The sequence below is a fragment of the Aliiroseovarius crassostreae genome, assembly GCF_049803815.1.
Classification (GTDB): domain Bacteria; phylum Pseudomonadota; class Alphaproteobacteria; order Rhodobacterales; family Rhodobacteraceae; genus Aliiroseovarius; species Aliiroseovarius crassostreae_A.
On record NZ_JBNAGI010000006.1, the window covers coordinates 127,199 to 147,865 of the forward strand.

The window sequence follows — 20,667 nt, forward strand, 5'->3', positions numbered from 1 at the left end:
AAGGCATTAACGGCAGCTTGCACAATTGATCGCATTTTTCAGACGTTTTTCTGCAATCCGTTAAGCCCCTGTTCACCCTCTTCGCGCCATTCTGCCTGCATGACAGGAACGCAGAATGCGGAGATGCGGGTATGAAAATCGATGATATCCTGGCTCAGGAACGGCGCGCCAGAATGGCCGCTGAACGTTTGCTGGCCCAAAAACAGGCCGAGCTATCCAACGCCAACAAACAGCTTTCGCTGCATGCCCGCAACCTGTCTGAAGAGATCGTGGAAACCCGCGAAGAGATGGAAGAAACCCTGACCGAGAACACATTGGTCAAGGCCGATCTGGAACGTGCCACCAAAGAGGTGGTGATTGCCAAGCGGCGCCTGTGGGACAGTCTGGAAACCATCGAAGACGGATTTGCGGTGTTTGATCAGGATGAATGCATGATCGCCGCAAATTCCGCCTATCTGAAACCGTTTGACGGGCTGGAATGCATCGCGCCCGGGATCACCTATGTCGAGATGCTGCAAGCCGCGCTGGACGAAGGGGTGATCGACATCGAAGGAATGCGGCCACTTGCATGGCGCGACATGATGCTGGATCGCTGGCGCGCACCCAATATTGAACCCCATACGCTGCGCCTTTGGGATGGCACCTATATCAAACTGGTGGATCGTCGCTCTAGCGATGGCGACACGGTTTCGCTTGGGCTCGATATCACCGACACGATCAATTACGAGGCCAAGCTGAAAGACGCCCGCTTCAAGGCCGAAGCGGCGAACCGCGCCAAGTCTGCCTTCCTCGCCAATATGAGCCACGAAATCAGAACGCCGATGAACGGGGTCATGGCCATCGCGGAACTGATGGCCGATGGCGATCTGGACGAAGAACAGCGGCTTTATATCGAAACGATCCGGAAGTCCGGCGAAGCGTTGCTGACCATCATCAATGATGTGCTGGACTATTCCAAAATCGAAGCCGCCAAGCTGACCCTGCATCCGGAAGAATTCGATCTGGAAGCCAAGCTGCATGACGTGGTCACGCTTTTGCAGCCTTCCGTGCAGGAAAAAGGGCTGCAAATCTCGATCGACTTCGACATTTTCATGCCGACCAAGATCAAGGCCGACCCGGTGCGGATCGGCCAGATCCTGACCAACCTGATCGGCAATGCGGTAAAGTTCACGTCCAAAGGTCACGTGCTGATCCGCGTGCTGGGCCTGCCGGTCGCCGATGGGGCCACGCAGAAAATCCATATCACCGTCGAAGACAGCGGCATCGGCATTCCGGTTGAAATGCAAGATCACATCTTTGGTGAATTCAATCAGGTTGAAGATGAACGCAACCGCCGGTTCGACGGCACCGGTCTGGGCCTGGCCATCACCCGCCAGCTGGTAGACCTGATGGGGGGCGAAATTTGGGTTGAAAGCGAAGAGGGAATTGGTTCCTGCTTCGGTCTACATTTCACCGCCCCCGTTGTCGAAGACGTCAAGATCCCCAAGTTGCCTCTTGCCCAAAACCACGCCCTGCTTTTGATGGAAGACGGGTTGCATTCCGAGATCCTGGAAAAAAGCCTCCTGGCACTTGGCCTGAACGTGACGACGCACCCCCATTGCAATGCGCTCCCCGCCGACATGGATCGCCAGGAGCTTGTCTTTCTGCAGGAAAACCTGCCCGAGGAGTTTTGCCAATCCGCCCTGAACGAATTGCACGCCGCAAAGAATACCCCCTACACCATACTTCTGACCTCCCCCAATGCGATCGGTGGCTTGGCACACAAGCTCCAATCGCGTGTGGATACCACCCTGATGATGCCGATCCTGCGCCGCAATCTGTTTCAAACTCTGGAACAATTGGCAAAGCCCCAGGAACCGGCACATGCAACCGCTGAGCCGGCGTCGGACATAAGCCCCTCAGACACCCCGCAAGACGAGACCGCCGCCGCCATCAACGCGCTCCTTTACGCCCCAAATCCCGCAGATTTGGACGCGCAAACCTCCAGCGCCGAACCAGCGGTGGACGCCCAGACACCGGCACACCTGCCCGAGGATGCACGCACCCCGGCGCCCATCAACTTTGCCAGCGCCCGGGATGCAGACGAAATCGTCTTCCTGCCAAGCGACCGCGCTCCCGCAATCGACCCAGCGCCCATTGATAAGGTTGAAATGCCTGATCCAGCTGACACCGGCAACGGCGGTCCTTCCGACGTCGCCACGCCGCCTTTCGCCCCCTTGGCCGAGGATGAGCCACGCACCATGCGCGTCCTGGCCGCCGAGGACAACCGCACCAACCAACTGGTCTTCTCCAAACTGGTCAAGGCACTGGATATTGATCTGAAATTTGCAAACAACGGTCGAGAAGCGCTGGAGCTTTTTCAGGACTTCGAGCCCGACCTGATCTTTATGGATATTTCCATGCCAGAGATGGACGGCAAGGAAGCCACCCAATGCATCCGCGCGCTCGAAGCCGAGCAGGGGCTGGAACGCACCAAGATCGTGGCCCTCACCGCCCATGCCATGACCGGCGACGCTGAGGAAATCCTGTCATACGGGTTGGACAAGCACCTGACCAAACCGTTGAAAAAGCCGTTGATCCTGGGCGAGATCGAAGCCAATTGCCCCTCCGACGCCCGCCCGCCTCTGGTTCAGGAGTAATCGTCCGAAGGCGACGGCCCGTGGTTAATCCGCCTCGTCGCGCAAAAAGGCGATCTTGTCACCTTCACTCATCTCGGGGCGATACCTGTATCCCCCGAGATCAAACCCTTTCAGGTCCTCCGGGCTGGTCAGCCGATTTTCCATCACATAGCGTGCCATCGACCCGCGTGCCTTTTTGGCAAAGAAGGACACAATCTTAGGGGCGCCGCTCTTCATCTCGTAAAAACTCGGCGTGATCACCCGAAGGCGCAGCGCATCGCGATCGGCGGCTGAGAAATACTCAACCGACGCGCAGTTCACCAAAACCTTCGCCCCGGTCTCCTCAGCGCGCGCATTCAAGGCCTCGGCAATCCGGTCGCCCCAGAATTGATACAGGTTCTTGCCGCGCGCATTGACCAGCTTCGACCCCATCTCAAGCCGATGCGGCGCGATCTTGTCCTCGGGGCGCAACAGCCCATAAAGTCCCGACAGGATGCACAGGTGATCCTGCGCATAGCGCCGCGCATCTGCGTCCAGACTGCCCGCATCCAGGCCCGCATAAGTATCCCCCGCAAACATCTCCAACGCCTGCTTTTCCCCCGCGCCCGAGCCAAACGCAGCAAAGCGATCAGCGTTCAACGCCCCCAGTTTGGGTGAGATATGCATGAGCTTCTCAAGCTCCGGCCCGGTCAGCTTGCCCGCGGTGGTCGCAAGCTCCCCCGCGTGATCCAGATAGATCGGCGTGCTGCCCCCCTCTGCCTTGGGCGGCGTTTCATCCAATCGCTTGGCAGGCGAGACAACAACCAACATCACGCATCCTCCGTCAAAATCTCAAAAAACATCGGGCCAAAACGTTCTGCTTTGGCATCATTCATCCCCTGCAACCGCGCCAGATCGCCGATTGACATCGGCTTGCGTTCCGCGATTTGGCGCAGGGTGCCAGGGGTCAGGGTCATGTATTTCCCGGTGCCGTCTTCGCCGCGCAACAGCCGGGTTGCGGCCTCTTGCAGCCGGTCGTAAAGCCCCCCTGCCGCGCGGCCCGCCAATTTTCGCCGGGTCGGGTGCAAGTCGGGCGTATCCCCGGCGATCACCGATAAAAACGCATCGCCATACGTGTCGAGCTTCTTGGCCCCGACCCCGCCAATCCGGGCCATCTCGTCCAAGGTCACCGGGCGTTTTTCGGCCATTTCAATCAGGGTCCGATCCGTGAAAACCACATAGGCGGGCACGCGCGCCGCTTCGGCCAACGCGCGGCGTTTGGCCTTCAGCGCGGACAAAAGCGGCGCGTCTTCCTCCGCCACCATCATCTTGGCGGCGGGGCGGCGGGTGGCCTTCAACGTATCGCGTCGCAGCTCGACCTGCTCTTCACCGCGCAGCACCGGATGCGCCTTTTGCGTGATCCGCAGCGCGCCGTGGCGGGCCGGATCCGGACGCACCAGATCCAGGCCCAGCATCTGCCGAAATATGGCCTGCCACATGCGTTTGTCATGCTCGCGCCCCACCCCGAACGTGGGCAGGTTGTCATGGCCACGGTCCCGCACGCGGTCGGTCATATTGCCGCGCAAAATGTCAATCAGATGCCCGGAGCCATAGCTTTCATCCGTGCGCAGCGCCGCCGAGAGGGCCTTCATCACATCCACAGTCCCATCGAACAAGTCCGGCGGACGGTCGCAAAGATCGCAATTGCCGCACGGCTCGGACGTCTCACCGAAATAGCCCAGCAACTGTTTGCGCCGACAACCATGTGCTTCAGCGAGACCAAGAAGCGCGTTCAGCCGCCCATGATCCGCGCCCCGCCGCTCGGCCGGGGCCAGCCCTTCGTCGATCTGCGAGCGGCGCAGACGGATGTCATCCGGGCCAAACAGCGTGAGCGTTTCGGCAGGGGCCCCATCGCGCCCCGCGCGGCCGATTTCCTGATAATAGGCTTCGATGGATTTCGGCAAATCCGCGTGCGCGACCCAGCGGATATCCGGCTTGTCGATCCCCATGCCAAAAGCGATGGTGGCCACCACAATCAACCCGTCTTCCTGCTGAAACCGGCGCTCCACCTCGCGCCGGTCGTCCGCGTCCATCCCACCGTGGTAATGGATCGCCTCGTGGCGTTCATCGCGCAGGGCCTTGGCCAAGGTTTCGGTGCGCGCGCGGGTGGCGGCATAGATAATGCCGGATTGCCCGCGCCGCGCATCGGCAAAATCAAGGATCTGTTTGCGTGGGCTGTCCTTGACCGCGAAGGCCAGGTGGATATTGGGCCGGTCAAAACCGCGCAGAAAGGCGCGCGGGGCCTGACCGTCAAAAAGTTTCGCCACAATCTCGTCGCGGGTTTCTTCATCCGCCGTGGCGGTGAAGGCGGCAAGTGGCACGCCCAACGCGCGTTTCAGATCGCCTATGCGCAGATAATCTGGGCGGAAGTCATGGCCCCACTGGCTGACGCAATGGGCCTCGTCCACCGCAATGAGTGTGGTGTTTGCACGTTTCAACAGGTTCAGCGTGCCACCAGAGGCCAGCCGTTCGGGTGCCATATAGAGGAGTTTTAACCGCCCCTCCGAGAGTGCCGAAAACACTGCGTCGTTTTCTTCGTCGGTATTGGCAGAGGTCAGCGCACCTGCCTCAACCCCTGCCGCCTGAAGCCCCCGCACCTGATCGCGCATCAGGGCAATCAGTGGCGAAATCACCACGGTGACGCCGTCTCGCACCAAGGCAGGCAATTGAAAGCAAAGGGATTTTCCGCCGCCCGTTGGCATGATGGCAAGGGTGTTTTCGCCTGCCACCACGGCATCCACGATCTCGGCCTGACCGGGCCGAAAGCCATCAAATCCGAAGACGGATTTCAAAAGGTCCAGATCGCGGGGCATGTTGGCAGCTGCTCGTTTCTTATACCGAACAGACTCTCATACCCCGGGCGTCGGGACAAGCGGTTAGTAGGCGCCGCCATTATTGGCCAGAACAATACGCACCGCCATCAGGCCGACCAACAGCACAAGGGGGGCAAGGTCCAGCCCGCCCATCGGCGGCAGGAACGACCGGATCCGGTTGTAGATCGGCGCCAGAAGGCGCTCCAGCCCATACCAGATCTGGGCAACCAGGTGTTGGCGCAGGTTGAGCACTTGGAAATTGATCAGCCACGACATGATGATGTGGACAATCACAATCCACCAGACAATCGACGTAATCATGAACAGAATCTGCAAAAGCGACTGCATGGGTGCTCCTTTCGTGGCCTTCATTCCATCTAGGGTCACACGGACAAAAGGGCAAGGGTGACGCGCGGTCTTGGTTGACGCGCGCGGCAAGCCGGGGCAGAGCCGAAAGAAAGGAGCGCGCGATGTATCCCTTTATCCGCATGGCAAAAGAGCTGTTGAAGACCACCCGGGCCACCCCCTTGCCGATGACCGGTGTGCATGTCAGCCACCACCGCTGTTGGCCCTGGGATCTGGATCTGTGGCGTGAACTGAACAACGGTCGCACCCTGACCCTTTATGATCTTGGGCGCATCCCATTGGCAAGCCGCACCGGGCTGACCCGCATGCTGTTTAAAAATCGCTGGGGGCTGACCATGGCCGGGGCCAGCGTGCGCTATCGCAAACGGATCAAAATGTTTGAACGGATCGAAATGCAATCGCGTCTGGTCGGTTGGGACGACCGGTTTTTCTATGTGGAACAAAGCATGTGGAAAGGCGAGGACTGTGCCAATCAGATCGTCTATCGCTCTGCCGTGACGGACCGAAATGGTATTGTGGCAACGGATAAGGTGCGCGCGGCCTTGGGGCATGATGGCCCCGCCCCCACATTGCCGAACTGGGTCGCCGCCTGGATCGAGGCAGACGCCCAGCGCCCCTGGCCGCCAGAAAAACCGTCAACCATCACCGTGCAAAACACGCAGGCAGACGCAACCGAACCGCATGATCCGCCTTGCCCCCGGGGCGCAAACCCTGTTTGATCACCCCAACCAAGGGGCGAACAGGGGCAGATCAATGTCGGGAATTTCTGCGCGTAAGCGCATTTGGGGCTGGTACTGGTTCGACTGGGCCAGCCAGCCATATCACACATTGCTGCTGACCTTTATTTTCGGACCCTATTTTGCGTCCGTAGCGACCACCCATTTCATGTCCACCGGATTGGATGAGCTGGCCGCAGATGCGCGCGCGCAAAGCCTGTGGTCATGGGGATTGGGCGTGGCCGGGTTGATCGTGGGGTTTGGTGCTCCGATCATGGGGGCACTGGCGGACACGGCGGGGCGCGTGCGCCCGTGGGTCGCAGGTTTTGGCGTTCTGTGCTTTCTGGGGGCATTTGCCCTGTGGTGGACGGTTCCGGACGGGTCCAACATCTGGCAAATGCTCTTGGCGTTTGGCATCGGCTTCATTGGCGCAGAGTTTGCTTTGGTCTTCACCAACTCGCAGCTGCCAACCCTTGCCGACAAAGATGAGGTGGGGCAGATCTCGGGGTCGGGATTTGCCTTTGGTTATGTCGGCGGGTTGGTTGCGCTGGCGATCATGTTGGCGCTGTTTGTGGAGCAACCAAACGGCAAGACGCTGGTCGGGCTTGCCCCCGGGTTTGGCCTTTTGGATGCCGAGGCGCGTGAAGGCACGCGTTTCGTTGGTCCCTTCGTGGCTGTCTGGTTTGCGATCTTCATGATCCCCTATGCGCTTTGGGTCAAAGACGGCCCGAAAACCGGCGCCAAACACAGCTTCTCTGGTGCCTTGTCCATCCTGGGGCGGTCCATCAAAGGGCTGCGCCACAAACGAAGCCTGGCGTCTTATCTCGGCAGCTCGATGTTCTATCGCGACGCCCTGAACGGCCTGTACGGGTTTGGCGGTGTCTATGCGGGTCTGGTGCTGAACTGGCCCATCGTGCTGATCGGCGTCTTTGGCATCATCTCGGGCATCGCAGCGGCGTTCTTTAGCTGGCTTGGCGGCGGGATCGACAGCAAACGTGGCCCCAAACCGGTGATCATCGGTTCCATCATTGTCCTGATGTTTGTCTGCCTTGTGGTGGTGAACATGACGCGCGAAGCCGTCTTTGGGTTTAAATTGGCCGAAGGGTCAAACGTCCCTGACATCATCTTTTTCATCTGCGGAATCCTGATCGGCGGCATGGGGGGCACCCTGCAATCCGCCAGTCGCAGCATGATGGTGCGCCACGCCAACCCCGACGCGCCCGCCGAAAGCTTTGGCCTTTATGGCCTGTCCGGTCGCGCCACTGCCTTTATGGCGCCAATGCTGATTGGCCTGGTCACCACCCTGACCGGCAGCGCCCGTCTGGGCGTTTCTCCGCTGATAGGGCTTTTTGCCTTGGGACTAATCCTGCTGATCTGGGTTAAACCTGAAGGGGAGCATTGAGGGGGCGCAGATGAAATTCAGAAAACTCCACCACGTCGGAGCATTGGTCACGGCCTTGCTTTTGGGGATCGGCAATCCAGCGCAGGCAGAACCTGCCGCCAAGACCCTGTTTGGTGCGGCGCGGCAAGGATCGGCGCAAAAGGCGGCCTCCTTCGGGTCCTATTCCAAAGGCTGTGTCGCAGGGGCCGTGCAGCTGCCCCCCAATGGGCCGACCTGGCAGGCAATGCGCCTGTCGCGCAATCGCAACTGGGGCCACCCGGAACTGGTGGATTTTGTGCAGGACCTGTCGCGCAAAGCCGCCCGCCAGAAGGGTTGGAAAGGGCTTTATGTGGGCGACATGAGCCAGCCGCGGGGCGGGCCGATGCTGTCAGGCCACCGGTCCCACCAGATCGGGCTGGACGTAGATATCTGGATGCGCCCGCCCAAAACCCTGGCGCTCAGCGTGAACGACCGCGAGCATATCTCGTCGATTTCGATGCGCCGTGCCAAAGGGGCCTATGTGAATGGCAAATGGACCCGCCAACATCACAACATTCTGAAAGCCGCTGCCAAAGACCCGCGTGTGGCGCGGATCTTTGTCTTTCCGGGCGCAAAAGTGCAGATGTGCAAGGACGAGAAAGGCAACCGCGCGTGGCTGCGCAAGATCCGCCCCTGGTGGGGACATCATTACCATTTCCATGTGCGGCTGAGCTGCCCAAAAGGCGCGCGCGGCTGTGTGAACCAAGCCCCGCCGCCCAAGGGGGATGGCTGCAAAGACGCCGAAAAATGGGTGCGTGACATCCTGAACCCGCCGAAGCCCAAACCGGCCCCGAAACCCACCAAACCCGTGAAACCTCGCGGCCCCATCACCCTGTCGGATTTGCCCGGTCAATGCGTCTCGGTTCTGTCCTCACGATAGCGGCGGCGCTGGGCTTTGTGACTGCCTTGGTCGAAGCCCAGACCGCAACGCTGGCTGAATATCGGCAATCGTTCCGCTGGCGCGGGGGCGAGGCCAATTTTGGTGGCTTTTCCGGGTTGGAAGTTGGCCCCAAAGGGCGCGCGTTCACGGCGATCACCGACAAGGGGTTTTTCGTGACCGGCGAAATCACCCGCGATGAAACCGGCCAGATCACCGAGGTCACCCATACGCCCCCGAAAACCCTGCGCACGGATAAGGGCAAACCTCTGCCGCGCTTCTTCAATGACAGCGAAGGCTTGGCAATTTCCGCAGACGGGCAGCATTTTGTCAGCTTCGAAGCCAAACACCGGGTGCAGTCTTATGACGAGCTGGGCAAGCGCTCGCGCAATCTGCCCAAACATGACGATTTTGCCCGGATGCAGAACAATTCCTCGCTGGAGGCGATGGCGGTTGATGCGCAGGGGCGGCTGTACCTGATCCCGGAACGCAGCGGCAACAACACCCATTTCCCAGTGTATCAGTTAGACCCCAAGACCCAGACCTGGGAGAGCAACTGGACCATTCCCCGCCGTTCGCCCTATTTGCCAGTTGGGGCGGATATCGGACCGGATGGCAAGCTGTACCTGCTGGAACGTCACCTTGCAGGGATCCTTGGCTTCACCAGCCGGGTGCGCCGGTTTGATCTGGGACCGAATGGTCCCACAGGCGAGGTCGAGCTGCTGCGATCTGGTCTTGGGGTGCATGACAACCTGGAAGGCATCGCGGTCTGGCAAGACGCCCAGGGCCTGATCCGCCTGACCATGGTATCGGATGACAATTTCCAGTTCTTCCAGGTCACCGAACTGGTCGAATACGTAGTGCCCGACACGCTGCCGGCTGCGGCCGTCACGGCGTCGCCCACGCAATGAGGGCTTGATTTGCGCGCGATCCGGCGCTATTCCCGGCCCGCTTCTGCCTGAAAAGGGTTTGAGGCCAAGTCGCCGCTACCTTGATAAAACGGATCAAAGACATGAAAAATATCCTTCCTGGCGTGATCGCCATGGCCGCCGTTGTGGTGGCCTCGAACATCCTCGTGCAATTCCTGTTGGGCAGCTGGCTCACCTGGGGTGCCTTCACCTATCCGATCGCCTTCCTCGTCACCGACGTGATGAACCGCGTCTATGGCGCCGGCCCTGCCCGCAAAGTGGTGTTTGCAGGCTTTGTCGTGGGCGTGATCTGTTCCTTCATCGGCACGCAGATCATGGGCGAATTCGGCCCACTTGTGACCCTGCGCATCGCCATTGGATCTGGCACCGCCTTTTTGGTGGCGCAGCTTTTGGACGTCGCCATTTTTGACCGCCTGCGCGCGGGCCGCTGGTGGCGCGCGCCTGTCGTCTCCACGCTGGTTGGCAGCACGGTCGACACCGCGCTGTTCTTCACCATCGCCTTTTCCGGCGCGCTGACCTTCCTGGAACCGGCCAATGATGTCAGCTGGGCGGGCGAGGTTCTTCCGCTCTTGGGCGTGGGCTTTATGGCACCGCTCTGGGTGTCGCTGGCCGTGGCCGATTGGATGGTCAAACTTTCTCTCGCCTTGGTCGCCCTGATCCCGTTCCGGGTTCTGGTCACAAAACTTTCACCAAGTGTTGCGTAAAAAGTTTTGACAAATACCAAATATGTGGCACCATCCAAGTATCGAAAACATTGAGAAAGGAGGTGTCCATGTCGAGAGATGCAATGGAGCGAGGTGCCGGGACAGTTTAGGTCACGCGCCTTCTGAGCAGCCTCAGAAGGACACGTGGGCCAAAGTTGGCGGGCAGACCAAGAGCAGGCCCGACTAACCGGCCCCACCTCTGAAATCTCGAAGGGTCGTCCCACAGGCGGACGGCCCTTTTTCTATGGCGTATCCCTTCCTTCACAATCCACTCACAAAACCAGAAAACTAGTTTTCTAGTTTTCTAGTTTTCTAGTTTTCTAGTTTTCTAGTTTTCTAGTTTTCTAGTTTTCTAGTTTTCTTCGAAATGCGCGCGGATGCGCCGGGGTCAATCCTTTTTCCCTAATTTGCCCCTTCCAAATTGGATCCAATCCGCTAGGGTGCGCCCATGATCCACGTGACCGACGATATCACCCTGCAAGACTGGGAATATACCGAGAGCTTTTCGCGCTCCTCCGGTCCCGGGGGGCAGAACGTGAACAAAGTGTCGACCGCGGTCGAATTGCGATTCGAAGCCGCGCGCAGCCCCGCCCTGACCCAGGCGGTCAAAACCCGGCTCAAACGCATCGCAGGGCGCAAATGGACCCAGGACGGCGCGCTGGTCATCCGTGTCGAAGACACCCGATCACAGGCCCGCAACCGTGAAATCGCCGCCGAACGCCTGGCTGAAATGATCCGCAAGGCGCTGGTCGCCCCCAAGCGTCGCATCGCCACCCGCCCCACCCTGGGATCAAAGAAACGTCGTCTTGATGCCAAGACGAAGCGCGGTCAGGTCAAGGCCCTGCGCGGCCGCGTACAGGAGGATTAAATGCCCAGAAACCAACAAGATATCGACACCCTTCTGGCCCGCCGCGAACGGCTTCTTGGCCCCAACATGACCACCTTTTACCAAAACCCCGTGCATCTGGTGCGCGGCGAAGGGGCCTGGGTGTGGGACGCCGACGGCAACCGCCTGCTGGATTGCTACAATAACGTGCCGCATGTGGGTCACGCCCACCCGAAAGTGGTCGAAGCAATCACCAAACAGGCGCTCACGCTGAACACCCACACAAGGTATCTGCACGAAGGCATTCTGGATTACGCCGAGCGTCTGACCGCCACCATGCGCCATGACCTGAGCGCGATGATCATGGTCTGCACCGGGAGCGAAGCCAATGACATCGCCCTCAGAATGGCCCGCGCGGTGACCGGCAAAACCGGCATCATCGGCACCGACAACACCTATCACGGCAACACCGATCTGGTGTCGAACCTCTCGGCCAAGAAAACACCGATTGGCGGGCATCTTGAGTGGATCAAGCGCGTCCCAGCACCCGACAGCCTGCGCCCGCTGGGCGGGTCGCAAGACACTCACGCGCAGGCCTTTGCCGATGGTATTCAGACCGCAATCGACGAGTTGAACGCCTCGGGCCACGGCTTTTCCGCCCTGATCCTTGACCCGTTTTTCGCCAATGAAGGCTGTCCCACCCTGCCCAAAGGGTTTCTGGATCCCGCCGTCGCCGTGGTGAAACGCGCGGGCGGCGTGATCATCGCGGACGAGGTCCAGCCGGGGTTCGGCCGCACTGGGTATGACTTCTGGGGCCATGAACGCATCGGCTTGGTGCCAGACATCGTCACCATGGGCAAACCCATGGGCAATGGCCACCCGGTGGCGGGCGTGGTGGCCCGGCCCGAGATCCTCGCCGAATTCCGCAACGCCTTTGGCTATTTCAACACCTTCGGCGGCAACCCGGTTTCTGCCGCCGCGGCCAATGCGGTGCTGGATGTGTTGGAGCAGGAAAACCTGGTCGAAAATGCACGCGATACGGGCGATTACACCCTTGGCCTGATGCGTCAGATCGACCACCCGATGATCGCCGATGTGCGCGGATCTGGCATGTTCCTTGGCATGGAGTTTGTCACCGACGCAGCCCTGACCCCCGCCGCTGATTTCACCAAACGGCTGGTGGAAGACATGCGCAATCGCGGTGTGCTCTTGCACTCGATGGGCCGCGAGTATCACGCAATCAAGATCCGCCCGCCCATGTGTTTCAACCGCGAACAGGCCGATCTCCTCGTCGACACCCTTGCCGCCTGCCTAAAGGATTTGCCCGCATGAGCGAGCTGAAAGAAGCGTTGAAAGCCTGGGGCGCGCAGCATGTGCGCATGATCAAGGATCGTGAAAACCAGGTGCATGAGGTGCGCATCGGCCGCACCCGCGCCGCCCTGCGCCTGCACCGTCCCGGCTATATGTCCGCACCTGCGATTCGCTCGGAAATCGACTGGATGGCGGCGCTGTCCAGCGCCGGGATGGAGGTGCCCGCCCCCGTCAAGACGCCGGATGGGCAAACCGTGGTCCCCCTGTCCACCGGGCGTCTGGCCACGATGGTCAGCTGGGTCGACGGCCACCCGATCGGCGAAGGCGGTGTGCCGCTGGATATGCCGGTCGAAGAGCAGGTCGCGCTCTACCACAAGCTGGGGCGGGAATTGGCGCGGCTGCACAATATCACCGATACGCTCACCCTGCCCGATGGCTTTACCCGCCACCGCTGGGATCTGGACGGGCTGTTGGGGGAAAATCCCTTTTGGGGCCGGTTTTGGGAAAGCCCGGAATTGACCGAAGAGGAACGCCACCTGATCAACCGCGCCCGCGCCGTGGCCCATGACCGCGCGCAGGCCTATCTGGAAAATGGCGCGGATTTCGGCCTGATCCACGCCGATGCCCTGCGCGAAAACGTGTTCATCAAGGATGGCGAATTGACACTGATCGACTTTGACGACGCAGGGTTCGGCTTCCGGCTCTACGAACTCGCCGTGATGATGACCCAAAACGAAGACGAACCCGCCGCCGACCAGATCCGCGACGCCGCCATCGCCGGCTATCGCGAGCTGCGCGACTTCTCTGCCGAAGCCGAAGACCTGTTGCCCATGTTCACCATGCTCCGCCGCTTCGCCTCAATGGGCTGGGCCGTCCCGCGCTACACCCTGGGCAGCGACGCGAGCCGCAGCTACGCCCAGAAGGCGGTACAGGCTGCGCGGGAGTTCCTCTAAAGAAACCGATGCTATGACGCACATACCTTAACCGTTCACGATTTCTTTATTGTTCAACCAAAGAAGAAACAGCCCAACGACAAGTAAACCTATAGAAAGCCCAAAGACAAACACTAGGGAAATGTAGGTCGGCTCATAAAGCTCATATATTCCCTTACGCGCCTGTCCAACCACGTGAACCAGCGGATTGTACCACAACAACCATTTCACGCTTTCCGGCACGCTCTCAAAATTGTAAAAGATGGCCGATCCAATGAAAAGTGGCCGAGTGATTACATTCCAGACACGCTCCCACGCTGGGAATCTCCAAAACAGGTAGCAATTTAGTGTTCCAATACCGACAGCAAGCGCAATCGCCATGAGATAGGAGAGAAATACAACTGGCACGTCGAGGAAAATATGGGACCGGCTAAACGGAATCAGCACCGCAAGAATGATGGCTCCGATCATGACTTGCGTTAACCCGTTCAAAATTACCCGCGCCAGGATGGCGTCCACGTAGGTCACCCTTGGGTAATGTAGCAAGGACTTCGAGAAGTTGATTGACGCTGAAACCCTGCGTGACAGCTCTGTAAACGCTGAAAACGGTAGGAAACCTGAGGCGTAGTAGAGCGCGAAACTGTCCCCCAATGCCGGGGCCCGCAAAGCCAGCGAGAAAACGACGGTCAGCAGAATCACGCCGCCTACTGGTTCAGCGAGCGCCCAGAAATACCCAGCAACTGATCGGCCATAGGTCGAACTCATCTCGCGAAGCATTAAAGCCGAGATGGTTCGAAGCGTCAGGTGGCTTTGTGCGGCGGCAGGTTGGGTTTTGGTCATCTTGATTTACGAGTTGAATCTGGTTTGCAGGTGGCACATAACGTTGAAATCTACCCATGTTCGCTTTTTCTGCGTTATCCAGGGCATCATTTGTATATTGGGTCTTATCCCAGAGCAGTAGAAAATGAAAGACAGTCAATCCATGAGCGACTTCAACACGGTAAAGCCGGCCACTGCAGCGCGTATGCGCCCCCGGCACCGCCGCATCATCATTGCTTTGTATATTCTGGTTGTCCTTCCGACCATTTCCGTCGGCATCTATCTATATGGTTTTGCAAAAGACCAATACTCATCAACCATGGGGTTCGCAGTTCGCTCTCAGGAAATGACCTCTCCCGTAGATATTCTCGGCGGCATCACCCAGCTATCCGGAGGCGTCGGTTCCGATACCGATATCCTCTTCGAGTTCATGTCGAGCCAGCGCCTCGTTCGTGCGATAGATGAAAAGCATGATCTGCGCGCACTCTACCACATGCCGTCAGATCCATTTTTCTCACTTCGTTCTGACGCGTCGATAGAGGACCTGGTGCAGTTCTGGTCAAGAATCGTAAAAGTCTATTACAGTAATTCGACCGGACTGATTGAAGTGCGCGTGACAGCCTATCGCCCTGAAGACGCTCAAAATATAGGCATAGCAATCTATGACGAAAGCGTCGCTATGATCAACCAGTTGTCAACAGCCGCGCGTGAAGATGCCACCCGCTATGCCCGTGACGAACTGCAATTGGCGAAGGATCGCCTGAAGGACGCGCGTGAAGCGATACAACAATTCAGGCTGCGCACTCAGATCGTGGATCCCCAGGCCGACATCCTAGGGCGCATGGGTGTTCTGAATTCCCTTCAGGAGCAACTGGCAACAGCACAGATTGATCTTGACCTTCTGCATCAAACTGCCGGGGCTGGCGACCCACGAGTAAAACAAGTCGAACGACGAGTCGAAGTCATCAAGGAACGACTGGCGAGCGAACGCGAACGTTTCAGTTCGGATGAAGGGAATTCATCCGGCGCCTATGCGACGCTGGTCGGGGAATATGAACGTTTGGCCGTGAACCAGCAATTTGCTGAGCGCGCTTATATCTCAGCACTTAGTGCCCTGGATATCGCTGTATCCGAAAGCTCCCGAAAATCACGATATCTGGCAGCGTATGTTGAACCCACGCTTGCCGAAACGCCGAACCATCCGAAACGCTTTACAATTTTGGTCACCCTATTTGGCTTCCTGATTACAAGCTGGGCGATTGGTGTCATGGTGTATTATTCTCTGCGAGATCGTAGGTAGTACAATGATAACGATTAAGAACCTCACAAAGTACTACTACTTACAACGCTCAAAGACATTAGTCGCGGACAACATCAACGCTGTATTCCCATCAAAAAAAACCATCGCCCTTTTGGGACGCAATGGCGCGGGAAAATCTAGCCTGTTGCGAATGATCGCCGGCACCATGCTTCCGTCCAGCGGTGATATCGAAATCAAAGGCACTATGTCCTGGCCTGTCGGGTTTGCCGGGTCTTTCCACGCGGATCTGAGCGGAGCCCAGAACACCAACTTCATCGCCCGCGTTTACGGTGTGGATACAAATGAACTGTGTGAGTACGTACAGGATTTTGCCGAATTAGGACAACATTTCTATCTACCAGTGAGAAGTTATTCTTCGGGTATGCGATCACGGCTGGCTTTCGGAATTTCAATGGGAATCAGGTTCGATACTTATCTGGTGGATGAGGTTACTTCAGTCGGTGATGCCGCATTTCGACGCAAAAGCAGAGATGTGTTTGTTGATCGGATGCGCACCAGCGGCGCAGTTATTGTGTCCCACGACCTGGGGTTGATTAAAAGCATTTGTGATCATGCGGCAGTTCTCGAAAAAGGCCAGATGATGTATTTCAAAGATGTCGACGAGGCGATTTCCCTGCATAAGGAATTGATGCTCTAAATGCCAGGGGCAAGGGGAATGTGTCAAAAATATGCCCATATCCAAAATCCTTACAATCCTTGTGTTGAGCCACACTCCTTTTCCCCCTAGATTGGCGCCAGAAATTTCTTAAAAAGGGGAGGCGCTGGATGTTGCGTCTTGGACTTGCAGTCAGTGTTTCAATACTCTTGACAGCATGCAACGCTCCCAGGGGTGGGGCAATACAATCTGAAATTCTTGCAGAAGCTAATGCCAAAGCTCCTGATATAGCTTTATATCACGTTGACCGGAGCACGTTGGCGAAGTACCGCTCGTGGCCCAGCACAAATGAAAGTGATGGCTATGGGTGGCTTAAGCATAAACACCAGGGCCCCGATACCGCCATCACACCTGGTGATTCACTAAATATTGTCATCTGGGACAGCGAGGAAACGTCGCTTCTGTCCAACGGTGCAAGCACATCAACAGTCATGAAAGACTTGAAGGTCTCATCCTCTGGAACAATTTTCCTCCCTTTTGCTGGAACTGTTCGCGTTGCGGGTCTGTCTGAAAATGGCGCACGTAACATAATCCAGCGCAAAATGTCCGAAGTGGTCCCATCAGCACAGGTTCAGCTATCCGCTTCAAAAGGGACAAACGCGTCTGTATCCATCGTTGCAGGTGTTTCCAAACCTGGCAGTTACCCAATCAATGACGGGCATTTTACTGTCCTGAATGCATTGGCCGCCGCAGGTGGACCGAATGCACGTATCTCAAACCCGCAACTGCGGCTGGTTCGGGGTGGAAAGGTTTATACCGAAAGTCTGGCAACCCTGTTGGAGGATGCGGATCAGGACACGGTCCTGCGCGGCGGTGACAAGCTTTCAATCGAATCTGATCGGCGTTATTTCCGCTCGCTTGGTGCTGCAGCGAAAGAGGCCATAATCCCGTTTGATCGCCCACAAATTACAGCTCTCGATGCAATGTCTATGATCGGTGGCCTGGACGCTAGAAGTGCAGATCCAAAAGGCATCATGGTCCTAAGGCAATACAAGCCAACTCAGGTTCGGGACGATGGGACAGGCCCTGCCAATGATCGTGCGGTCTTTGTCTTTGATATTACATCTGCCGATGGAATGTTCAGTGCGGGTGAATTCAATATCCAGTCAAAGGATACAGTTTTGGTCACCGAAAGTAGTCTGAACTCTGCAAACTACACACTGGGCGTGTTGCTGCGCCTAACCGGCGCCGCAGAAGATCTCAACGCATTGAGATAATCGTACAGGTCGCGCTTTAGGCGCGACCTGTAGTTTCCAAAGGCGGAGGACAGGAATTGACGGGGCTATCCGACACTGCCTTGGTCGTTATTGACGTACAAAACGATTTCTGTCCTGGTGGGGCTTTGCCTGTACCCGGTGGGGACGAGATCGTCTCAGGTGTCAATGACTTATTGCAGCAGCATTCCATCAAAATCCTAACCCAGGACTGGCACCCTATGGGCCACGGCTCTTTTGCTTCCTCTCATTCTGGGAAAGCCCCATTTGAGACCGCAGAGATGTCTTACGGTCCACAGGTTTTGTGGCCGGATCACTGTGTACAGGGACAGGCTGGTGCTGAATTTCATCCAGAACTCGACAGCGATTCGGCTGATCTGATTATCCGCAAAGGGTTCCGCCCCGAGGTTGACAGCTATTCTGCCTTTTTCGAAAACGACCGCACCACCCCCACCGGGCTTGAGGGGTATCTGCGCACCCGCGGGGTGGAGAAGCTTCTGCTGGTTGGATTGGCCACTGATTTCTGCGTGGCCTATTCGGCTTTGGATGGCGCGCGGTTGGGGTTTGATGTGACGGTGGACACCGCATTGTGCCGTGCAATTGACATGGAACAGTCGCTTGCCAATGCACTGGACCAGATGAAGAAGGCCGGCGTCACCATCCTGTAAGCCGGATCCGCAGCCACTGAAAATCATCGTGCCCTCGTTCAAACCGCCCTGTCTTTCACGGCGGTTGGGAATGTGCCTGACACGGATGCGCCGCCAAACCTATACAACGCGGCCAATAGGTGATCTAACGAAACTCCGGCAAGATGGATGGTGTCATGGTCGATATTGCAACCCGTGTCTACAATCACAGTTTCAAGGTCGACCCGATTGTGCGGTCGTTGATTGATACGGATTTCTACAAACTTTTGATGTGCCAATCGGTGTTTCGCAACAAACGCGACACGCAAGTCACGTTCAGCCTGATCAACCGGTCCCAGCATGTGCCCTTGGCCCGTCTCATCGACGAAGGTGAGCTGCGTGAACAGTTGGATCATATCCGCTCTCTCAGCCTGTCGCGGGGCGAAAGCACCTGGCTGCGCGGCAACACCTTTTACGGCAAGCGGCAGATGTTCCGCCCGGATTTCATGGAGTGGTTCGAGAGCCTTCAATTGCCCCCGTATCACTTGGAACGCGTCGGGGATCAGTACGAGCTAACCTTTGAAGGGTCTTGGCCCGAGGTGATGTTATGGGAAATTCCCGCGCTCGCCGTGCTGATGGAACTGCGCGGGCGGGCTGTGTTGCGTGGTATGGGGCAGTTTGAACTGCAGGTGCTCTATGCGCGGGCCATGACACGGATTTGGGAAAAGATTGAACGGCTAAGACAGCTTGATGGATTGAAACTTGCCGATTTTGGCACCCGCCGACGCCATTCCTTCCTGTGGCAAGATTGGTGCGTGCAGGCGATGATCGAAGGGCTGGGGGACAGTTTTGTCGGCACGTCAAACTGCCGAATTGCGATGAAGCGTGACATCGAAGCGATTGGCACCAATGCCCATGAACTGCCGATGGTCTATGCCGCCCTGGCCGAAAATGATGCCGCCCTACGCCAAGCTCCGTATGAGGTTCTGGCAGATTGGCACGAGGAACACGAGGGCAACCTGCGCATCATCCTGCCGGACACCTATGGAACGGATGGGTTTTTGAAAGATGCGCCCGACTGGCTGGCCGGCTGGACCGGTATCCGCATCGACAGCGGGGACCCGGCAAAAGGGGCCGAAACGGCGATCAAGTGGTGGGAAGCACGCGGCGAAGACCCGCGAAAGAAGATGGTGATCTTCTCGGACGGGCTGGACACAGACAAGATCATCGAACTGCACAAACAGTTTCAGGGCCGGGTCAGGACAAGCTTCGGCTGGGGTACACTTCTGACCAATGATTTCAGAGGGCTGGTCCCCGATGACGCATTGGCGCCGTTTTCACTGGTGTGCAAAGCCGTGTCGGCCAATGGGCGTCCCACGGTGAAACTGTCGGACAATCCCAACAAGGCCATGGGTCCGAAAGAAGAGATCGCCCGCTATAAAAAGGTGTTTGGCGTGGGGGATCAGAAGGCGTTTGCTGTTGAAGTTTGAAGCCAACCCCTAAGCAGGAACTTTTTACGCGCGATAATGGCCCATTGCGAATTGAATGATCGCCCGGCGAGATGGAAATTTGCGCCAGTGGCGCAGCAAATAGGCAATACGAATGATGGTGCTCCACCCCCCGAAGACACGCTTCAATAGCATCGCCCGCGCTCTCAGAAGGTCGGTGTCTTGCCAGATATTTCCGGTGCTGTCGTCTGGGTGAGATCCCGTAGCGATGGGGCAAGAAATACCTTCCAATCCCGCCTTCATCGCGTCTGTTAAGAAGACATACTCCTCCCCCACACCATACTCAGCGCCGAGGCCAAACTCGATATCAAAACGGATTTTCTTATCTCGGAAGGCGTCAACATCGATCAAGAACTCCGGCGCACAAATACGTCCAGAATTGAAAGGTGTTAGTTTGTATTCTTGTGCGTGCTTACCGGATGTCGGCAGGCGTTCTAGGCGCCAGCCGGTGGCAAAGTGGACATTCTCTCGCTGCATGAGGATATCACGCAAAGCAGAGATTCCCGAAGGATAAACAAGTACGTCATCATCGGACACAAGAAGGTAGCGTGTCTGGCAATTATCCAAGGCCGCGTTTCTGCTGCGTGACAGACCGATCCCCTGCAAAGCATGGATCTCTACGTCCTCCCTATTCCCGAATGGGCTATCGAATTCACCAGGCGGTTTTTGCACCAAGATGAGGTATTGAATCCCCTTTGCTGGCGGCGGTAGTTGAATATCACGATAGCTTTTCCCCATTGATGAAATCGCCACAGTGACGATCGGGAGGTGTTTTATCTCGGGCACGTGCCTTCTCCGTCAAAATAGGGCTCGGTATCCTTTTGATCCTCTATTCACGTGCAAGGACCTGTTTGAGGAAATCCCGTCTCTGGCTGCCACGAAGATGCATCCGTCAGAGGGTAAAAGGGGGACTTCCATTTCCGCACCCTCCAACAGTGCAGCCGACATGCCCCTTGCATGAGGGGGGGGTGTC

Annotated in this window: 19 protein-coding genes; 14 read left to right on the forward strand and 5 right to left on the reverse strand. The window is 57.6% G+C overall.

Annotation, left to right across the window (positions count from 1 at the left end; genetic code table 11):
- Window positions 1–131 precede the first annotated feature (131 nt).
- Window positions 132–2,639: an ATP-binding protein gene (locus ACP15V_RS14985; RefSeq protein WP_424944529.1), complete on the forward strand. Its 2,508-nt coding sequence runs from the start codon at window positions 132–134 to the stop codon at window positions 2,637–2,639.
- 24 nt (window positions 2,640–2,663) lie between these two features.
- Here the strand turns inward: ACP15V_RS14985 and yaaA are convergent, their stop codons facing one another.
- The 3 genes from yaaA to ACP15V_RS15000 form a co-directional block, all read right to left on the reverse strand.
- On the reverse strand, window positions 2,664–3,428 hold the full coding sequence (gene yaaA, locus ACP15V_RS14990) for a peroxide stress protein YaaA (protein WP_424944530.1): 765 nt from the start codon (window positions 3,426–3,428) through the stop codon (window positions 2,664–2,666).
- Complete coding sequence (recQ, locus tag ACP15V_RS14995) at window positions 3,428–5,470, reverse strand: DNA helicase RecQ (RefSeq protein WP_424944531.1); 2,043 nt, start codon at window positions 5,468–5,470, stop codon at window positions 3,428–3,430. Before recQ ends, yaaA begins: the two co-directional genes overlap by 1 nt.
- Before the next feature lie 63 nt (window positions 5,471–5,533).
- A complete protein-coding gene (locus ACP15V_RS15000) occupies window positions 5,534–5,818 on the reverse strand; it encodes a YggT family protein (protein ID WP_424944532.1) in 285 nt (94 codons plus the stop codon).
- A 122-nt stretch (window positions 5,819–5,940) separates the two neighbouring features.
- Between ACP15V_RS15000 and ACP15V_RS15005 the strand changes: the two genes are divergently transcribed.
- From ACP15V_RS15005 to ACP15V_RS15040, 8 genes are all read left to right on the forward strand, one after another.
- Window positions 5,941–6,555, forward strand: a complete 615-nt coding sequence (locus ACP15V_RS15005) for an acyl-CoA thioesterase (protein WP_424944533.1) — start codon at window positions 5,941–5,943, stop codon at window positions 6,553–6,555.
- Between the two features lie 34 nt (window positions 6,556–6,589).
- Window positions 6,590–7,954: an MFS transporter gene (locus tag ACP15V_RS15010; protein WP_424944534.1), complete on the forward strand. Its 1,365-nt coding sequence runs from the start codon at window positions 6,590–6,592 to the stop codon at window positions 7,952–7,954.
- 10 nt (window positions 7,955–7,964) lie between these two features.
- On the forward strand, window positions 7,965–8,852 hold the full coding sequence (mepA, locus tag ACP15V_RS15015) for a penicillin-insensitive murein endopeptidase (RefSeq protein WP_424944535.1): 888 nt from the start codon (window positions 7,965–7,967) through the stop codon (window positions 8,850–8,852).
- Complete coding sequence (locus ACP15V_RS15020) at window positions 8,825–9,760, forward strand: esterase-like activity of phytase family protein (protein ID WP_424944536.1); 936 nt, start codon at window positions 8,825–8,827, stop codon at window positions 9,758–9,760. Before mepA ends, ACP15V_RS15020 begins: the two co-directional genes overlap by 28 nt.
- 101 nt (window positions 9,761–9,861) lie before the next feature.
- Window positions 9,862–10,482, forward strand: a complete 621-nt coding sequence (locus ACP15V_RS15025; protein ID WP_424944537.1) for a queuosine precursor transporter — start codon at window positions 9,862–9,864, stop codon at window positions 10,480–10,482.
- A gap of 448 nt (window positions 10,483–10,930) precedes the next feature.
- A complete protein-coding gene (gene arfB / locus ACP15V_RS15030; protein ID WP_424944538.1) occupies window positions 10,931–11,350 on the forward strand; it encodes an alternative ribosome rescue aminoacyl-tRNA hydrolase ArfB in 420 nt (139 codons plus the stop codon).
- Window positions 11,351–12,640: an aspartate aminotransferase family protein gene (locus ACP15V_RS15035; protein WP_424944539.1), complete on the forward strand. Its 1,290-nt coding sequence runs from the start codon at window positions 11,351–11,353 to the stop codon at window positions 12,638–12,640.
- On the forward strand, window positions 12,637–13,572 hold the full coding sequence (locus ACP15V_RS15040) for a phosphotransferase enzyme family protein (RefSeq protein ID WP_424944540.1): 936 nt from the start codon (window positions 12,637–12,639) through the stop codon (window positions 13,570–13,572). The genes ACP15V_RS15035 and ACP15V_RS15040 overlap by 4 nt, the downstream gene beginning before the upstream one ends.
- A 27-nt stretch (window positions 13,573–13,599) precedes the next feature.
- On the opposite strand, the gene ACP15V_RS15045 is transcribed toward ACP15V_RS15040, so the two are convergent.
- On the reverse strand, window positions 13,600–14,391 hold the full coding sequence (locus tag ACP15V_RS15045; RefSeq protein ID WP_424944541.1) for an ABC transporter permease: 792 nt from the start codon (window positions 14,389–14,391) through the stop codon (window positions 13,600–13,602).
- Between the two features lie 142 nt (window positions 14,392–14,533).
- On the opposite strand from ACP15V_RS15045, the gene ACP15V_RS15050 reads away from it, so the two are divergent.
- The 5 genes from ACP15V_RS15050 to pncB all read left to right on the forward strand — a co-directional run bounded on the left by ACP15V_RS15050 (window position 14,534) and on the right by pncB (window position 19,676).
- A complete protein-coding gene (locus ACP15V_RS15050) occupies window positions 14,534–15,670 on the forward strand; it encodes a sugar transporter (RefSeq protein WP_424944542.1) in 1,137 nt (378 codons plus the stop codon).
- Between the two features lie 4 nt (window positions 15,671–15,674).
- Window positions 15,675–16,328 (forward strand): ABC transporter ATP-binding protein, encoded by a 654-nt coding sequence (locus ACP15V_RS15055; RefSeq protein ID WP_424944543.1) that lies wholly within the window; start codon window positions 15,675–15,677, stop codon window positions 16,326–16,328.
- Between the two features lie 128 nt (window positions 16,329–16,456).
- Complete coding sequence (locus ACP15V_RS15060) at window positions 16,457–17,563, forward strand: polysaccharide biosynthesis/export family protein (protein WP_424944544.1); 1,107 nt, start codon at window positions 16,457–16,459, stop codon at window positions 17,561–17,563.
- Between the two features lie 56 nt (window positions 17,564–17,619).
- On the forward strand, window positions 17,620–18,228 hold the full coding sequence (gene pncA / locus ACP15V_RS15065) for a bifunctional nicotinamidase/pyrazinamidase (RefSeq protein WP_424944545.1): 609 nt from the start codon (window positions 17,620–17,622) through the stop codon (window positions 18,226–18,228).
- Window positions 18,229–18,383: 155 nt separating this feature from the next.
- Window positions 18,384–19,676 (forward strand): nicotinate phosphoribosyltransferase, encoded by a 1,293-nt coding sequence (pncB, locus tag ACP15V_RS15070; RefSeq protein WP_424944546.1) that lies wholly within the window; start codon window positions 18,384–18,386, stop codon window positions 19,674–19,676.
- A 24-nt stretch (window positions 19,677–19,700) separates the two neighbouring features.
- On the opposite strand, the gene ACP15V_RS15075 is transcribed toward pncB, so the two are convergent.
- Window positions 19,701–20,480: a glycosyltransferase family 2 protein gene (locus ACP15V_RS15075; RefSeq protein ID WP_424944547.1), complete on the reverse strand. Its 780-nt coding sequence runs from the start codon at window positions 20,478–20,480 to the stop codon at window positions 19,701–19,703.
- Window positions 20,481–20,667 lie beyond the last annotated feature (187 nt).

What these genes read in the sequence shown, in the direction of transcription:
- ACP15V_RS15055 (WP_424944543.1), top strand. Translation starts at nt 15,675, where the DNA reads ATGATAACGATTAAGAACCTCACAAAGTACTACTACTTACAACGCTCA.
- mepA (WP_424944535.1), top strand. Translation starts at nt 7,965, where the DNA reads ATGAAATTCAGAAAACTCCACCACGTCGGAGCATTGGTCACGGCCTTG.
- arfB (WP_424944538.1), top strand. Translation starts at nt 10,931, where the DNA reads ATGATCCACGTGACCGACGATATCACCCTGCAAGACTGGGAATATACC.
- yaaA (WP_424944530.1), bottom strand. Translation starts at nt 3,428, where the DNA reads ATGTTGGTTGTTGTCTCGCCTGCCAAGCGATTGGATGAAACGCCGCCC.
- recQ (WP_424944531.1), bottom strand. Translation starts at nt 5,470, where the DNA reads ATGCCCCGCGATCTGGACCTTTTGAAATCCGTCTTCGGATTTGATGGC.
- ACP15V_RS15050 (WP_424944542.1), top strand. Translation starts at nt 14,534, where the DNA reads ATGAGCGACTTCAACACGGTAAAGCCGGCCACTGCAGCGCGTATGCGC.
- ACP15V_RS15035 (WP_424944539.1), top strand. Translation starts at nt 11,351, where the DNA reads ATGCCCAGAAACCAACAAGATATCGACACCCTTCTGGCCCGCCGCGAA.
- ACP15V_RS15045 (WP_424944541.1), bottom strand. Translation starts at nt 14,391, where the DNA reads ATGACCAAAACCCAACCTGCCGCCGCACAAAGCCACCTGACGCTTCGA.
- ACP15V_RS15025 (WP_424944537.1), top strand. Translation starts at nt 9,862, where the DNA reads ATGAAAAATATCCTTCCTGGCGTGATCGCCATGGCCGCCGTTGTGGTG.
- ACP15V_RS14985 (WP_424944529.1), top strand. Translation starts at nt 132, where the DNA reads ATGAAAATCGATGATATCCTGGCTCAGGAACGGCGCGCCAGAATGGCC.
- ACP15V_RS15020 (WP_424944536.1), top strand. Translation starts at nt 8,825, where the DNA reads ATGCGTCTCGGTTCTGTCCTCACGATAGCGGCGGCGCTGGGCTTTGTG.
- ACP15V_RS15005 (WP_424944533.1), top strand. Translation starts at nt 5,941, where the DNA reads ATGTATCCCTTTATCCGCATGGCAAAAGAGCTGTTGAAGACCACCCGG.
- ACP15V_RS15060 (WP_424944544.1), top strand. Translation starts at nt 16,457, where the DNA reads ATGTTGCGTCTTGGACTTGCAGTCAGTGTTTCAATACTCTTGACAGCA.
- ACP15V_RS15000 (WP_424944532.1), bottom strand. Translation starts at nt 5,818, where the DNA reads ATGCAGTCGCTTTTGCAGATTCTGTTCATGATTACGTCGATTGTCTGG.
- pncB (WP_424944546.1), top strand. Translation starts at nt 18,384, where the DNA reads ATGGTCGATATTGCAACCCGTGTCTACAATCACAGTTTCAAGGTCGAC.
- ACP15V_RS15040 (WP_424944540.1), top strand. Translation starts at nt 12,637, where the DNA reads ATGAGCGAGCTGAAAGAAGCGTTGAAAGCCTGGGGCGCGCAGCATGTG.
- ACP15V_RS15010 (WP_424944534.1), top strand. Translation starts at nt 6,590, where the DNA reads ATGTCGGGAATTTCTGCGCGTAAGCGCATTTGGGGCTGGTACTGGTTC.